15 protein-coding genes are annotated in these 14983 nt (G+C 63.0%); 9 read left to right on the forward strand and 6 right to left on the reverse strand.

What is annotated here, in order from left to right; genetic code table 11:
• Nucleotides 1–7 precede the first annotated feature (7 nt).
• From pssA to ABDB87_RS03800, 4 genes are all read right to left on the reverse strand, one after another.
• Entirely contained in the window at nucleotides 8–799 is a 792-nt protein-coding gene (gene pssA / locus ABDB87_RS03785; protein WP_345924226.1) for a CDP-diacylglycerol--serine O-phosphatidyltransferase, read from the reverse strand.
• A gap of 103 nt (nucleotides 800–902) precedes the next feature.
• The gene (gene ilvC / locus ABDB87_RS03790; RefSeq protein WP_345924227.1) at nucleotides 903–1919 is read right to left on the reverse strand and encodes a ketol-acid reductoisomerase; all 1017 of its coding nucleotides are present in this window, start codon (nucleotides 1917–1919) and stop codon (nucleotides 903–905) included.
• A gap of 59 nt (nucleotides 1920–1978) precedes the next feature.
• Nucleotides 1979–2470 (reverse strand): acetolactate synthase small subunit, encoded by a 492-nt coding sequence (gene ilvN, locus ABDB87_RS03795; RefSeq protein WP_345924228.1) that lies wholly within the window; start codon nucleotides 2468–2470, stop codon nucleotides 1979–1981.
• A gap of 13 nt (nucleotides 2471–2483) precedes the next feature.
• Nucleotides 2484–4193 carry an acetolactate synthase 3 catalytic subunit gene (locus tag ABDB87_RS03800; protein ID WP_385918210.1) on the reverse strand — a complete coding sequence of 570 codons (1710 nt, stop codon included), beginning with the start codon at nucleotides 4191–4193 and terminating at the stop codon, nucleotides 2484–2486.
• Here ABDB87_RS03800 and ABDB87_RS03805 point away from each other — a divergent pair.
• The 4 genes from ABDB87_RS03805 to ABDB87_RS03820 are packed head-to-tail and all read left to right on the forward strand — an operon-like array spanning nucleotide 4095 to nucleotide 6332.
• Nucleotides 4095–4859, forward strand: coding sequence for an RNA polymerase sigma factor (locus tag ABDB87_RS03805; protein WP_428715120.1), 765 nt, complete (start codon nucleotides 4095–4097; stop codon nucleotides 4857–4859). The two genes, ABDB87_RS03800 and ABDB87_RS03805, sit on opposite strands and share 99 nt — an antisense overlap.
• Nucleotides 4856–5254, forward strand: coding sequence for a DUF3619 family protein (locus ABDB87_RS03810; protein ID WP_345924231.1), 399 nt, complete (start codon nucleotides 4856–4858; stop codon nucleotides 5252–5254). The genes ABDB87_RS03805 and ABDB87_RS03810 overlap by 4 nt, the downstream gene beginning before the upstream one ends.
• Entirely contained in the window at nucleotides 5227–5835 is a 609-nt protein-coding gene (locus ABDB87_RS03815; protein WP_345924232.1) for a DUF3106 domain-containing protein, read from the forward strand. The genes ABDB87_RS03810 and ABDB87_RS03815 overlap by 28 nt, the downstream gene beginning before the upstream one ends.
• Before the next feature lie 41 nt (nucleotides 5836–5876).
• Nucleotides 5877–6332: an RDD family protein gene (locus ABDB87_RS03820; RefSeq protein WP_345924233.1), complete on the forward strand. Its 456-nt coding sequence runs from the start codon at nucleotides 5877–5879 to the stop codon at nucleotides 6330–6332.
• 12 nt (nucleotides 6333–6344) lie between these two features.
• Here the strand turns inward: ABDB87_RS03820 and lptG are convergent, their stop codons facing one another.
• Both lptG and lptF read right to left on the reverse strand, forming a co-directional pair.
• Complete coding sequence (gene lptG, locus ABDB87_RS03825; RefSeq protein WP_345924234.1) at nucleotides 6345–7418, reverse strand: LPS export ABC transporter permease LptG; 1074 nt, start codon at nucleotides 7416–7418, stop codon at nucleotides 6345–6347.
• Nucleotides 7415–8491, reverse strand: coding sequence for an LPS export ABC transporter permease LptF (gene lptF, locus ABDB87_RS03830; protein ID WP_345924235.1), 1077 nt, complete (start codon nucleotides 8489–8491; stop codon nucleotides 7415–7417). The genes lptG and lptF overlap by 4 nt, the downstream gene beginning before the upstream one ends.
• Nucleotides 8492–8613: 122 nt before the next feature.
• On the opposite strand from lptF, the gene ABDB87_RS03835 reads away from it, so the two are divergent.
• The 5 genes from ABDB87_RS03835 to ABDB87_RS03855 all read left to right on the forward strand — a co-directional run bounded on the left by ABDB87_RS03835 (nucleotide 8614) and on the right by ABDB87_RS03855 (nucleotide 14957).
• Nucleotides 8614–10098, forward strand: a complete 1485-nt coding sequence (locus ABDB87_RS03835) for a leucyl aminopeptidase (RefSeq protein ID WP_345924236.1) — start codon at nucleotides 8614–8616, stop codon at nucleotides 10096–10098.
• Nucleotides 10095–10517: a DNA polymerase III subunit chi gene (locus tag ABDB87_RS03840; protein WP_345924237.1), complete on the forward strand. Its 423-nt coding sequence runs from the start codon at nucleotides 10095–10097 to the stop codon at nucleotides 10515–10517. Before ABDB87_RS03835 ends, ABDB87_RS03840 begins: the two co-directional genes overlap by 4 nt.
• Nucleotides 10514–11287: a hypothetical protein gene (locus ABDB87_RS03845; RefSeq protein ID WP_345924238.1), complete on the forward strand. Its 774-nt coding sequence runs from the start codon at nucleotides 10514–10516 to the stop codon at nucleotides 11285–11287. The genes ABDB87_RS03840 and ABDB87_RS03845 overlap by 4 nt, the downstream gene beginning before the upstream one ends.
• A gap of 8 nt (nucleotides 11288–11295) precedes the next feature.
• Nucleotides 11296–12027 (forward strand): GDSL-type esterase/lipase family protein, encoded by a 732-nt coding sequence (locus ABDB87_RS03850; protein WP_345924239.1) that lies wholly within the window; start codon nucleotides 11296–11298, stop codon nucleotides 12025–12027.
• Between the two features lie 77 nt (nucleotides 12028–12104).
• Complete coding sequence (locus tag ABDB87_RS03855) at nucleotides 12105–14957, forward strand: valine--tRNA ligase (protein WP_345924240.1); 2853 nt, start codon at nucleotides 12105–12107, stop codon at nucleotides 14955–14957.
• Nucleotides 14958–14983 lie beyond the last annotated feature (26 nt).

The following is a 14983-nucleotide window of genomic DNA, read 5'->3' on the forward strand; positions in this document are numbered from 1 at the left end:
TCCGCTTTCAGCTTTGTTTCGGTGTGGATGACGCACGGCTCTTGCGCAGGCGGCGCCAGCCACTCATCACATAGCCCGACAGCCCGTAACAGACGAACAGGCCAAACAGTACGGCGGGCGGATCGTAATGCACAGCCAGCAGCACGGCCACGAAAACCAGCGTGACCGAGAAAGGTACGGCACGGCGCAGGTTGATGCTCTTGCCGCTCCAGAACAGCACGTTGCTGACCATCGACAGCCCGGCAAAAACGGCCACGACAAACGTCAGCCATTCAAGCGGAATCCCGAGCAGATGATCGCTGCCCGATACGCCGCTGTCATTCATGATCCAGATGAAGCCAGCCACCAGCGCCGCTGCGGCCGGACTCGGCAGCCCCTGGAAATAACGCTTGTCCACCACCGCGATGTTGGTGTTGAAGCGCGCCAGGCGCAATGCGGCGCTCACGCAGTAGATGAAAGCGGCAATCCAGCCCAGCTTGCCAAGATCCTTCATGGCCCATTCGTAGGCGACCAGCGCTGGCGCCGCGCCGAAGGCAACCATGTCCGACAGCGAATCGTATTCGGCGCCAAACTGGCTCTGCGTGTTCGTCATCCGGGCGACGCGACCATCCAGACCGTCCAGCACCATCGCGACAAAAATCGCGATGCAGGCAAGATCGAAATGCATGTTCATCGCCTGGACGATGGCGTAGAAACCGGAAAACAGCGCTGCGCTGGTGAAGAGATTGGGCAGGATGTAGATGGCCCGCGAGCGGTGCCGGGTTTCCTGTTCGTCCGAGTCGGCGATCTGTTCGTTCATGAAGTCCGTCCGTGCATTGATACTCAGGCACTGCAAAAACAAGAAGGGGGTCGGCCCTGGCAAACGCCCGGACCAAGCCCCCTTTATACCATCGCCCGCGCGATCAGTTCTTGCTCTGGTCCACCAGCTTGTTCTTGGCAATCCAGGGCATCATCGCGCGCAGCTGCGAGCCGACCTGCTCGATCGGATGTGCAGCGGTCAGGCGACGACGGGCCGTCATCGAAGGATAGTTTGTGCGGCCTTCCAGGATGAACATCTTGGCGTATTCACCGGTCTGGATGCGCTTGAGCGCAGCGCGCATGGCGTCCTTCGACTGGGCATTGATCACTTCGGGCCCGGTCACGTACTCGCCGTATTCGGCGTTGTTGGAGATCGAGTAGTTCATGTTGGCGATGCCGCCTTCATACATGAGATCCACGATCAGCTTGAGCTCGTGCAGACACTCGAAGTAGGCCATTTCCGGCGCATAGCCGGCTTCCACCAGCGTCTCGAAACCCGCCTTGACCAGCTCGACCGCGCCACCGCACAGCACGGCCTGTTCGCCGAAGAGGTCGGTTTCGGTTTCTTCACGGAAGTCGGTCTCGATCACGCCACCCTTGGTGCCGCCATTGGCAGCAGCGTAGGAGAGCGCGATGTCCTTAGCACGACCGGTCTTGTCCTGATACACGGCGATCAGCGAAGGCACGCCGCCACCCTTGAGGTATTCGGAGCGAACGGTATGACCCGGGCCCTTCGGCGCAACCATGATCACATCCACGTCGGCGCGCGGCACGACCTGGTTGTAATGCACGTTGAAACCGTGCGCGAAGGCCAGCGCGGCACCGGCCTTCATGTTCGGCTCGACATCGTTCTTGTAGACGCCGGGGATGTTCTCATCCGGCAGCAGGATCATGACGACATCAGCCGCCTTCACTGCTTCAGCAATTTCGGCGACCTTGAGGCCGGCGGCTTCGGCCTTGGCCCAGGATGCGCCGCCCTTGCGCAGACCAACGGTGACATTGACGCCCGAGTCACGCAGGTTCTGGGCGTGGGCATGACCTTGCGAACCGTAACCGACGATAGTGACCTGCTTGCCCTTGATCAGCGAGAGATCAGCGTCCTTGTCGTAATAAACCTTCATTGTTTTCTCCATGTGACAGGCGACACGCGATACGCATCCGGATGACGTATCGCGATCCACTAAATCTTCAATACCCGGTCGCTGCGACCGATGCCGCAGACTCCGGAACGTACCGTTTCGAGTATCAGTTCGCTGCTTATGGCTGCGATGAAGGAGTCGAGCTTGTCCTGGGTGCCGGTCAGCTCGATGACATAACTCGATTCGCTCACATCGACGATGCGGCCACGGAAAATATCGGACATGCGCTTCATTTCCTCGCGTGCCGGTCCGACGGCCCTCACCTTGACGAGCATGAGTTCGCGTTCGATGTGCGGAGCTTCCGACACATCGACCACCTTGACCACGTCAACGAGCTTGTTGAGCTGCTTGGTGATCTGTTCGATGACTTCATCCGAACCGCTGGTCACGATCGTCATCCGGGAAAGCGAGGCCTCCTCGGTAGGCGCGACCGTCAGCGATTCGATATTGTAACCGCGCGAGGAGAACAGCCCGGACACGCGCGACAGCGCTCCGGCTTCGTTCTCCAGCAAAAGGGACAGGACATGGCGCATGGTTTCGGCTCGCTCAGAGGTCTTCGGACGACAGGATCATCTCGTTGAGACCCTTTCCGCCCTGGATCATCGGATAGACATTCTCGGTCTGGTCGATCTGGAAATCCATGAACACCAGATCATTCTTGCGCGCAAATGCCTCGCGCAGCGCACCTTCGACGTCACCGGGCTTCGTAACCTGGATGCCGATGTGGCCATAGGCTTCGGCCAGTTTCACGAAATCAGGCAGCGAGTCCATGTAGGACTCCGAGTAGCGGTTGCCGTGGAAAATTTCCTGCCACTGGCGAACCATGCCGAGATAGCGGTTGTTGAGCGACAGTACCTTGATCGGCAGACGATACTGCTTGCAGGTAGAGAGCTCCTGGATGCACATCTGGATGGAACCCTCGCCGGTGATGCAGGCCACTGGTGAGCCGGGATTGGCAAGCTGAACGCCCATCGCTGCGGGCAAACCGAAGCCCATCGTTCCGAGCCCGCCCGAGGTCACCCAGCGGCGCGGCTTGTCAAACCGGTAATACTGCGCGGACCACATCTGGTGCTGGCCGACGTCAGTCGTGACGAAGGCATCGCCCTCGGTGACTTCCCACAATTTCTGGACCACGAACTGCGGCTTGATGATTTCGTCGGAGTTGCGATAGCCCAGACTGTCACGGCTGCGCCACTCGCCGATCTGGCGCCACCAGTCCGATACCCGCGCGGGATCGGGCTTCGCCTGCTCGGCTTCGAGACAGGCAATCATGTCGTCCAAGACGTCGCCCACGTCGCCCACGATGGGCACATCGACCTTCACCCGCTTGGAGATCGAAGACGGATCGATATCGACATGGATGATCCGACGGGGTTCCTGCGCAAAATGCGCGGTATTGCCGATCACGCGATCATCAAAGCGCGCCCCCACTGCCAGCAGCACGTCACAGTAATGCATGGCCATGTTGGCTTCATAGGTGCCGTGCATGCCCAGCATGCCAACAAAGTTCTTGTCGGAAGCAGGGTAGCCCCCCAAGCCCATCAAGGTATTCGTCACCGGAAAACCCAGCATGCGGCCGAGCCTGGTCAGCTTTTCCGCAGCATTCGCAAGGACCACGCCGCCACCGGTATAGATCATCGGTCGCCGTGCTTCGAGCAGAAGCTGAACCGCCTTCCGGATCTGACCGGAATGGCCCTTCAGCACCGGATTGTAGGATCGGAGCGTGACCGACTCGGGATAGGCGTACTCGCAGCGCTGGGCGGTAACATCCTTGGGAATATCAACCAGCACGGGGCCGGGGCGGCCGGTGCGCGCGATATGAAACGCCTTCTTGATCGTGGCCGCGATGTCACGGACATCCCGCACCAGGAAATTGTGCTTCACGCAGGGACGCGTGATGCCGACGGTATCGACTTCCTGGAATGCATCCAGGCCGATTGCCGCAGTCGGCACCTGGCCACTGATGATCACCAGCGGAATGGAGTCCATGTAGGCGGTCGCAATGCCGGTCACGGCATTCGTTGCACCCGGGCCAGAGGTCACCAACGCAACGCCGACCTTTTCGGTCGAGCGGGCATAACCATCGGCTGCATGCACGGCGGCCTGCTCATGACGGACGAGTACGTGACGCACGGCGTCCTGCTTGAAGATCTCGTCATAAAGGAAGAGCACTGCGCCGCCGGGATAGCCGAAAACATACTCGACCTTTTCTTCCTGCAGGCACCTCACTACAATTTCCGCACCGGTCAAGACCATTCCAGCACCCAGAGACCCCATAAAAGAACCCGATACCTTACCGGCGCCATCAGGATTGGTCAAGGCGCCGCACGGTCCAACGCCCCGACAGGTCCGACTCTGGCGACCCGACTAGAACTTTCCGATTTTCTTGCTTCCGTAGAACGCAGGGCCTTCCGCCAGGTGCAATTCGCCCTGCGCGACGAAGATGCTGCGCTCGACGTCGTGCAGGAAGCCATGCTCAAGCTTTCGGAAAGCTACGGCCATCGTCCGCCCGAAGAGTTCCCCATGCTGTTCCAGCGCATTCTGCAGAACGCGATGCGCGACCACATGCGCCGCTCCAAGGTGCGGAACCTTTGGGTCACCCTTTTATCCGCCTTCGGCAACAACAGCGAAGACGACGATAATGATCCGCTCGAGAGCATGGCCGACGAAGACACGGGCATGCAGGCAGCAAGCCCGCTGGGCCGACTCGAGCAATCGCGGACGCTCTCCATCATCGAGGCGGAAATTGCAAAGTTGCCGGCACGTCAACGCGAAGCATTCCTCATGCGTTACTGGGAGGAAATGGATATTGCCGAGACTGCTGCCGCCATGGGCTGCTCGGAGGGCAGCGTGAAAACCCACTGCTCCAGAGCAAGCCACACCCTGGCGGCGGCCTTGCGTGCCAAAGGAATCGAACTATGAACACCACAGACTTCCAGGATCGGGATGAACGGGCCGTCGGACTTTTCGTCCGTCACCAGCTCAATGCCAGCCTGTCCGGCATTTCTTCGCGCGCTTCCACGCGTCTTTTCGAAGCCCGGCAAGCCGCGCTGCAGCACCACATGGCCCCGGCCGCCGTCCTCTCTGCTGCGGGCTTCGGCCAGATCAGCCGCGGCTGGATGGAAGGCAAGCTGCGGCCGGTACTGATGGCCGGCATCCTGGTCGCAGCCCTCTCCGCCGGCAATCACCTGATGTCGGTCCAGCACATGGAAAACCAGGAAGATATCGATGCTGCGCTGCTGAGCGACGACCTCCCGATCAGCGCCTACCTCGACAGCGGCTTCCAGACATGGCTGGCAGACTCCTCGCAGCACTGATCCTTCTCTTCAGTCTGAGCGGACCGGTCTTCGCAGAGACCGGCAGCTTCCTGTCTGACGCACAGCCCAGCTGGAAACAGCTCAACGCTCAGCAGCGCACCGCACTGGCGCCCCTTGCGCGCGAGTGGAACCGCATGTCGGACGCCAGCCGGGAAAAATGGCTCGGGATCGCCCAGCGCTTTGCCCGCATGAGCGACATCGAGCAGGCCCGGATGCAGGATCGCATGCGGGACTGGGTTCTGCTGACGCCCGCACAACGCGATCTGGCGCGCATCCAGTACAAGCAACTGCACACCGGCAGTTCCGACCAGCAGAAACTCCTCGAAGAAAAATGGCGCGAGTACTCTGCGCTGCCCGAGGAAGAAAAGCAGCGGCTTCGCGGCGGTGGACGCCCCGTCGTCAAGGCCCCTGCGCCCACGCCGGTGCCCGCAGCCTCCGCTCCGGCCGGCACACCGGCCCCGGCGCGCCCGCCCAAGGCACTGACACTCAAGGGTGCGCCGACCCGGCCCGCGCCGGTTGCGGTAATATCGGCGCCCCCGCCCGCTGAAGAACCGGAAGAGCCGGACGACAGCGACTTCTGACGACGCTCCTGGTGTCGTCAGCCAACCCACCGAGCTGCCCGATGCCTGCCATCGTTGAATTCGCCTCGCTGCGCCGCCGCCTGTCCAGCCTTCTCTATGAGAGCCTGCTCCTTCTGGGCGTCCTGGCCGCTGGCTTTCTTGTTCCGCTCATGGCGCTGGGCATGATGACCGGCATCCAGGTCGCTGGCTGGCTCGAGTGGCTCTATATCTTCATTTTGCTGGGGGTGTATTTTGTCTGGCTCTGGCGCCGGAACGGTCAGACGCTTGCGATGCAGACCTGGCAGCTCCAGCTGGTGGATGTTGCAAGCGGCCGTGCGCCCGGCCTCGGGCAATGTGCCCTGCGCTATGCACTGTCCTGGCCCTCAACCCTGCTGACACTGAGCGGCTTCGGTCTGATCTGGGCGGCCTTTGTCGATCGCGATCGCCAGTTCATTCACGACCGCCTCTGCGGCACGGCAATCGTCTTCAATCCCCGCATCAACCAGGAAGCGGACTGACGCCCGCATCACTCAGCGCCGATCGACCGTCCACATGAGACCGACGGCCAGCAGGAAGAACACCACGCTGGGCAGGGAAGCGCTGAGCAGCGCAGGCCAGGCATTGAGAATGCCGATGTTGGAAATCAGCGCATTGAGCAGATAGAAACCGATACCCAGCATCACGCCCGTCAGCACTCTTGCCCCCACATTCACCGAGCGCTGGTTGCCCAGACAGAACGGCAGCGCCAGCCCCATCATCACGAGCGCCGCCAGCGGATAGATCAGCTTCTTCCAGAAGGCAACCTCGTAACGCCCGGTGCGCTGCGCATTCGCAGCCAGATGGCGGGTGTACTGGTAAAGACTGCCCAGCGCCATGCGCTCCGGCGTCACCATGACCACGCTGATCATTTCCGGCGTCAGCTCGGAGCTCCAGCGAAGTGTCGGCATCCTGAGCAGTTCGGTCCGTTCGGCATGAAACCGCGTCTGCACCACATCGCTCAGCATCCAGCCATCTGTGCGCGAATACACGCCTTTCTGCGCCACGTTGAGAGACACCAGCCGGCTACGCTCGTCGAACTCGAAGATCTTGACACGCTCCAGCGAGGCATCCGGCAACACACGCTGCACATTGACGAAGAGACGCCCGTCGCGCATCCACATGCCCGTCCGCAGTTCCTGCGGCACGCTGGCATTGGTGCTGCGCAGGCGCCATTTCTGACCGATACGCTCAAGCGGCGGCGCGACATACTCACCGATCACGAAGGTGGCCGCGGCAAAGATCAGGCCGATGCTCAGCAGCGCCGTCAGCAGTTGCCGGGTCGAAACACCCGAGGCCCGCAGGACGGTCAGCTCGGAGTTGCGGGCGAACTGGGTCAGCGCATAGAGCGTGCCGATCAGCACCGCAATGGGCATCACCTCGTAAGCACGGCTCGGAATCGACAATGCAACAAAAATAAGCGCGTGCTTGAGTTGGTAGCCGCCCTTGCCGAGCTCTTCGAGCTCAGCCAGAAAATCAAAGAAGGCGAAGAGACACAGAAAGGCCCCGAGCACCAGGAGGGTAGCCGCGACGATTTCGCGACGAAGATAGGCGCGTGCAGTTTTCATCGCGTAAAGCGTCGCCAGTCAGGTGCCATGCGCAGCAAGAAAAGCAGCAGGAGCAGCAGGAGCATGCCGCCATGGACCACGCCGGCCCCGACAAGCAGATCGAGACGTCCCTTGGAGATCCAGGCCTGACTCACTCCCAGCAGGTTGAAATAGATCGAGAAGGCCAGCACAGCGAAAACAAGATTGTTCGCACGCCCCGCCCGCGGATTCACGAAGGCCAGCGGAATCGCAAGCAGCGCCAGGATCAGCGTTGCCAGCGGAATGCCGAAGCGCCAGGCAAGCTCTCCCCTGTTGGAGTCGGAAGACTCGGTCAGCAGCGTGATCGTCGCCTCGGTACGGGGCGTCATCTCCAGCACGCCGATTTCGCGCGGTTCGATCCGCACGTCATAGCGCTTGAATTCGGTCACGCGAAAAGCCGCGGTCCCGGGTTCGCCCTCATAACGATAGCCATTTCGCAGCACCACGAAACGGTCGCCATTGGCTGCGCTTTCGACATGCCCCTCGCTCGCCACCGTCAGGCTCTGCTTGCCGGACTCCACCGAGTTGATGAACACATTGCGCACCAGCCCGCTCTCGCGATCGACCGCTTCGACAAAAAACACGCGCTGCGACCCCGAGGACTCACGAAACACCCCTGGCGCGACACGCGACACTTCATCACGGGATTCCAGCCGCTTGCGATACTCCAGCGCCTTGCCCTGAGCCCAGGGCGAAAGGAAGAGCGAGAGCCCGGCGACAACCAGCACGATCGGCAGCGCAAAGCCCAGCACGGGCCGCAGCCAGGCCGTCAGCGGCAGGCCGGCAGAGAACCAGACCACCATTTCGGAGTCGCGATAGCTGCGCGTGATCGACAGCAGGATGGCGATGAAAACAGACAGCGCCAGCACTACCGGCAGGTGATTGAGCGCCGAAAATCCGATCAGCGCGAGCACGGCATCCGCAGGCAGGCGCCCGCCGGCCGCCTGGGAGAGCAGGCGCACCAGAATCACGGTTACCAGAATGAAGAACAGGGCCACGAAAATCGCGGCGGCCGTTCCTGCGAATTCGCGCATTGCTGCACGGCGAAAAATCATGATTGGGCAGACTCGCTTTGACGGCATCAAGCCGCTGCGGGGATAATCCGGAGTCTGGGCGCTGGCCGGCAAAACCATGTGCCAGCCCCGTTCACCGCAGATCCCAAAAGGAAAAAAAGGTCATGGAATTTAGCATAAAAGCCAGCTCCCCCGAGAAACTGAAAACCGACTGCCTGGTCGTGCCGCGCTGTGCCGACGGCGAGAACGGCCCGCAATTCGCCGCCCTTGATGCGGCAAGCGAAGGCCTGCTGGCAAAGATCGTGCGGCGGGATCTGGACGACAAGGCCGGCAGCACGCTGCTGCTGCCCACGCTGCCCGGCGCCGCGGCTGCGCGCGTTCTGGTCGTCAGCCTCGGCAAGCGTGCAGAGCTGGATGCCAAGGCCCTGCGGACCGCACTGAGCGCCGCCGGCAAGGCGCTGGCCAATGGCAAGTCGGCCCATGCCGCCCTCTGCGCCAGTGATCTGGTCGCGGCAGGCCTCGGTCTGCCGGAAAGCCTGCGCACGGCCAGCACGCTGCTCGCCGACGCGAGCTACCGCTTTGATGCGATCAAGTCCGTGACCGAAAAGAAGCCGGCCGGCCCGGTGAAGTTCGAGTTCATCCTGCAAGGCAAGAGCGACGCCGCTGCGCGCCTGGCCATCGAACAGGGCAGCGCGATTGCGGCGGGCCAGGCACTGGCCCGCGACCTCGGCAACCTGCCGGGCAACTACTGCACGCCGACGACGCTGGCCGATACGGCCAGGAGCCTGGCTCGCGAATACAAGCTCAAGGTCAAGGTGTTTGACCGTGCGGGCATCGAAGAGCTCGGCATGGGCAGCTTCCTGTCGGTCGCCCAGGGGACCCGCGAGGAGCCGCGCTTCATCGTGCTGGAATACAAGGGCGGCAAAGCCAAGGAAGCACCGGTCGTGCTGGTCGGCAAGGGCATCACCTTCGACGCCGGCGGCATCTCGCTGAAGCCGGGTGAAGGCATGGACGAAATGAAGTTCGACATGTGCGGCGCCGCCTCCGTGCTGGGCACCTTCCGCACCGTGGCGAAGCTCGGTCTGCCGATCAACCTCGTCGGCCTGATCCCCGCCACGGAAAATCTGCCGGATGGGCTCGCGGTGAAGCCGGGCGACGTCGTGACCTCGCTGTCGGGCCAGACCATCGAGATCCTCAACACCGACGCCGAAGGTCGCCTGATCCTCTGCGATGCGCTGACCTATGCCGAAAACTTCAAGCCGGCCCTGGTGATCGATATCGCCACGCTGACCGGCGCCTGCGTGATCGCGCTGGGCCACCAGACCAGCGGCCTCTATGCCAACGACGACGATCTGGCCGCATCGCTGCTCAACGCCGGCCAGAAAACAGGTGACCGCGCCTGGCGCATGCCGCTCTTCGACGAATACCAGGATCAGCTCAAGAGCAACTTCGCCGACATGGCCAACATTGGCGGCCGTCCGGCGGGCAGCATCACCGCCGCCTGCTTCCTGTCGCGCTTTGCCAAGTCCTACAAGTGGGCACACCTGGACATCGCCGGCACGGCCTGGAAGAGCGGCGCGGAGAAAGGCGCTACCGGACGCCCGGTACCGCTGCTCACCGAGTTCCTGATCAACCGGGCAGGTCAGTGACCGCCGTCAGGTTCTACTACAACGCGCCGGACCGCCTCAGGGCGGCTGGCGTGATTGCGGGCAAGGCTGTCGCGCAGGGCCATCGGGTGGTGGTGTTTGCCCCCGACGCGGCCGCTGCGCGCAGCTTTGATCTGCAATTGTGGGAGCAGCACGCCTTCCTCCCTCATGTCAGCATCCAGTCGCCGCTGGCGGCCCGGACGCCAATCGTCATCACCACCCGGCTCGCTGATCTGCCGCATGATGACCTTCTGCTCAATCTGGCGGATGATCTGCCGGAAGGCTTTGATCAATTCAGGAATCTCGTCGAGATCGTGGCCGGAGACGAAGCTGGACGCCTGGCCGCCCGCTCCCGCTGGCGCTTCTACAAGGAACGCTCGCACACCGTCCAGGGATTTGACCTCGCCCCGCCCCGAACATGAGTACACACGCTGGTGACGACCCGAGTTTTGATCACGCACTGCTGAACAAGGCTGATGCGCTGATCCGTCGCAACCGTACCGACGGTGTAGCGCCCAATGCGGAAGAACTCCCGATGCTGACCGATGTGGTCGAAGACGACCTGCCCGAACTCACCGAAACACTCGTCGTCCCCACGGCCGCACAGCAGGCCGCCTTCTCTGCGGCAGACAACAAGGTGCTGCTGGCGCTCGACCTCGAAGATGACGACCTGACCCCGCGCGGCCAGTTCCAGCAGCTGAGCCCGCTGCCGCCGAAGCAGGTCATCGAGAAGGCGGTGGACGAAGCCGTCGAGCGCACGCGCGCGGAAATGCGCGCCGAGCACCAGCACGCCCTCCATGACGCGGTTGCCCGTGCCCGCGCCGACGCGCTGAACGAAGCACGCCAGATGAACCAGCATGCGATCCAGGCCGCGGTGCGCCAGGGTCGCGAAGAAGCCGAAATCAATCAGTGGCCAGCCATCCAGGCCGCCCGGCAGGAGGCCGTCCAGCAAGCCGCCTCGGCAATGAGCGAACGCCTCATCGAGCTGGATGCGCAGATCGCCCAGAGTCTCCAGCAATGGCTGGCCAAGGAACTGCCGCCGATCATCGCCAGCGAACTGCTGGGCTTGTCTGAACGACTGCGGGTGCAGACCGCTGCCCATATGCGGGCCACGCTGCTGCCCGAGCTCTCGGAGCAGGTCTCGAAAGTCCTCGAAAGCGCACTGCGCGCCGAAGATCCCGATCAGCACTGAAGCCGCCCATGCGCGCCCTGCTCCTCTGCTTCCTGCTGCTCGGCGCCTGCACCACCCTGCCACCGGCAACGGAATCACGCCCGCCGCAAGGGCTGGGCAGCCCGAAACAGGATGGCGGCCACTTTCTCGCTCGCCATGAGAGCTTCCTGCAGCGCGGCAGGCAAGGGCCGGTCGGACTGCTGTTCATCGGCGACTCGATCACAGAAGGCTGGGCACGGCATGCCGCCGACATCTGGAGTGAACGCTACGCCGCCTTCCAGGCCGCCAACTTCGGGATTGGCGGCGACCGCATCGATCATGTGCTGTGGCGCCTCGACAACGGCGAACTGGAGACCATCCGCCCGCGCGTCATCGTGCTGATGATCGGCACCAATGACAGCGCCAGCCGCAGCGGCAGCCAGATCGCGGCCGGTGTGCGCCAGATCCTCAGCCTGATCCGGAGCCGGCAACCCCAGGCGCGCATCCTGCTGCTGGCGATCCTGCCGCGCGGCCCCAGGCCAGGCGCGGCGCGGGACGACAGCGCGCAACGCATGCAGGCCATCCGCGAAGCGAACGCGGAACTGGCCAGACTCGACGATGGGGACCAGACTCGCTTTCTCGACCTCGGCGGGCGCTTTCTGCAGGATGGACGCATTCCTCCGGAGCTGATGCCGGACCAGCTCCACCCCTCGCGCAAGGGTTACCAGATCTGGGCAGAAGCCATGCAACCGCTCCTCGACGAGATGCTTGCCCATCGCTGAGCCGCATTTGGCAGGGGAAAGCCGGCGCCAGCCGGTATAATTGCGCCTTTCCCCAGTCTTTTTCCCCAGGTTTCCGCATGGAACTCGCCAAGAGCTTTGAACCGGCCGATATCGAATCGCGCTGGTACCCGCAATGGGAGCAGTCCGGCTATTTCGCCGCCGGCACCGACACCAGCAAGCCCGCCGACCAGTCTTTCTGCATCCTGCTGCCGCCGCCAAACGTGACCGGCACGCTGCACATGGGCCATGGCTTCAACCAGACCATCATGGATGCGCTGACCCGCTACCACCGCATGAGCGGCGCCAACACGCTGTGGCAGCCGGGCACCGACCACGCCGGCATCGCCACGCAGATCGTGGTGGAGCGCCAGCTCGATGCGCAGGGCGTGTCGCGCCACGATCTGGGCCGCGAGAAATTCCTCGAGAAGGTGTGGGAGTGGAAGGAATTCTCGGGCAACACCATCACGCGCCAGATGCGGCGGCTGGGCACCTCGCCGGACTGGTCGCGCGAGCGCTTCACGATGGATTCTGGCCTCTCCAAGATCGTGACCGAAACCTTCGTGCGCCTCTACAACGAAGGCCTGATCTACCGCGGCAAGCGTCTGGTGAACTGGGACCCGGTGCTGGGCACGGCGGTGTCTGACCTCGAAGTGGTGTCCGAGGAAGAAGACGGCCACCTGTGGCACCTGAACTACCCGCTCGCCGATGGCTCGGGCTTTCTTACCGTAGCAACGACCCGCCCGGAAACCATGCTCGGCGACACCGCCGTGATGGTTCATCCGGAAGACGAGCGCTACAAGCACCTGATCGGCCAGATGATCCGCTTGCCATTGTCATCGATGAGCGGCGACGTGCTGGACGCCAAGCAGTGGCGCGAGATCCCGATCATTGCCGACGAGTACGTCGACAAGGAATTCGGCACCGGCTGCGTGAAGGTGACCCCGGCGCATGACTTCAACGACTACGCCGTCGGCCAGCGCCATCACCTGCCGATGATTTCGGTGCTGTCGCTGGACGCCAAGATCAACGACAACGCGCCCGCCAAGTACCACGGCCTGGATCGCTTCGAAGCCCGCAAGCAGATCGTTGCCGACTTCGAAACCCTGGGCCTCTTGGGCGAGATCAAGCCGCACAAGCTGCAGGTGCCGCGCGGCGACCGCACCAATGTGGTCATCGAGCCGATGCTCACCGACCAGTGGTTCGTCGCCGTCAACAAGCCCGGCCCGGATGGCAAGAGCATCGGCCAGAAGGCGCTGGAAGTGGTCGAATCCGGCGAAGTGAAGTTCGTGCCCGAGAACTGGGTGAACACCTATTACTCGTGGATGCGCAACCTGCAGGACTGGTGCATCTCGCGCCAGCTGTGGTGGGGCCACCAGATTCCCGCCTGGCATGGCACGGATGGCCGCGTGTGGGTTGCCCACGACGAAACCGAAGCGAAAGCGCTGGCCGCCAAGGATGGCTACAGCGGCGAGCTCACGCGCGACAACGACGTGCTCGACACCTGGTACTCCTCCGCGCTGTGGCCGTTCTCAACGCTGGACTGGACGCCGAAATGGCCGGAAAAGTCCAACCCCGCGATGGACCTCTACCTGCCCTCCTCGGTGCTGGTCACCGGCTTTGACATCATCTTCTTCTGGGTCGCCCGGATGATCATGATGACCAAGCACATCACCGGCAAGATCCCGTTCAAGCACGTCTATGTGCACGGCCTGATCCGCGACGCGGAAGGCCAGAAGATGAGCAAATCGAAAGGCAACGTGCTCGACCCGATCGACCTCATCGACGGCATCGGTCTGGAAGAACTGGTTGCCAAGCGCACCACCGGCCTCATGAACCCGAAGCAGGCCGCGCAGATCGAGAAGAAGACCCGCAAGGAATATCCGGAAGGCATTCCCGCCTTCGGCACCGACGCGCTGCGCTTCACCTTCGCCTCGCTCGCCTCACTGGGCCGCGACATCAAGTTCGACATGCAGCGTTGCGAGGGCTATCGCAACTTCTGCAACAAGCTGTGGAACGCCACCCGCTTCGTGCTGATGAACTGCGAAGGCAAGGACTGCGGGCTGGACAACCACAAGGTCGACGCCTGCGACGGCCAGTACCTGCGCTTCTCCTTCGCCGACCGCTGGATGACCAGCCGCCTGCAGCGCGCCGAAGCCGATATGGCGCAGAACTTCGCCGACTACCGCCTCGACATGGCCGCCCGCACGATCTACGAGCTGGTGTGGGACGAGTACTGCGACTGGTATCTGGAACTCGCCAAGGTGCAGTTGCAGACCGGCGACGAAGCCACCCAGCGCGGCACCCGCCGCACCCTGGTGCGCGTCCTGGAAACCATCCTGCGCCTGGCTCACCCGCTGATCCCCTTCATCACCGAAGAGCTGTGGCAGACCGTCAGCGTGGTCGCCGGGCGCAAGGCCAGCGACTTCATCGGCGCGGCAAGCTACCCGACCTGCGCACCGGAGCGCATCGACGAAGCCAGTGAAGCCAGGGTCGCCGAGCTGAAGGCCCTGATCAACGCCTGCCGCAGCCTGCGCGCCGAGATGAATCTCTCCGGCCAGCGCGTGCCGCTGCTGGTGGCTGGCGACGAGGCCACGGTGCGCGCCTACGCGCCCTACCTCGCTGCAATCGCCAAGCTCTCCGAAGTGACTGCCGTCGGTGCCGAGCTGCCGCAATCGCCAGCCCCGGTGCAGGTGGTGGGTGAATTCCGCCTGATGCTCAAGATCGAGATCGACGTGGACGCCGAGCGCGCCCGCATCGGCAAGGAGGTCGCCAAGATCGAGATCGAAGTCGGCAAGCTCGAAGTGAAGCTCGGCAACGAAGGCTTCGTCGCCCGCGCGCCGGCTGCCGTGGTCGAGCAGGAGAAGAAGCGCCTCGCCGACATGAGCGCCACGCTGGTGAAGCTCAAGGAGCAGCTTGCCCGCTTGGGCTGAGCGTCTGCGAGATGCGACATGCAGGG

The organism is Uliginosibacterium paludis (genome assembly GCF_039631355.1).
In the GTDB taxonomy this organism is placed as follows: domain Bacteria; phylum Pseudomonadota; class Gammaproteobacteria; order Burkholderiales; family Rhodocyclaceae; genus Uliginosibacterium; species Uliginosibacterium paludis.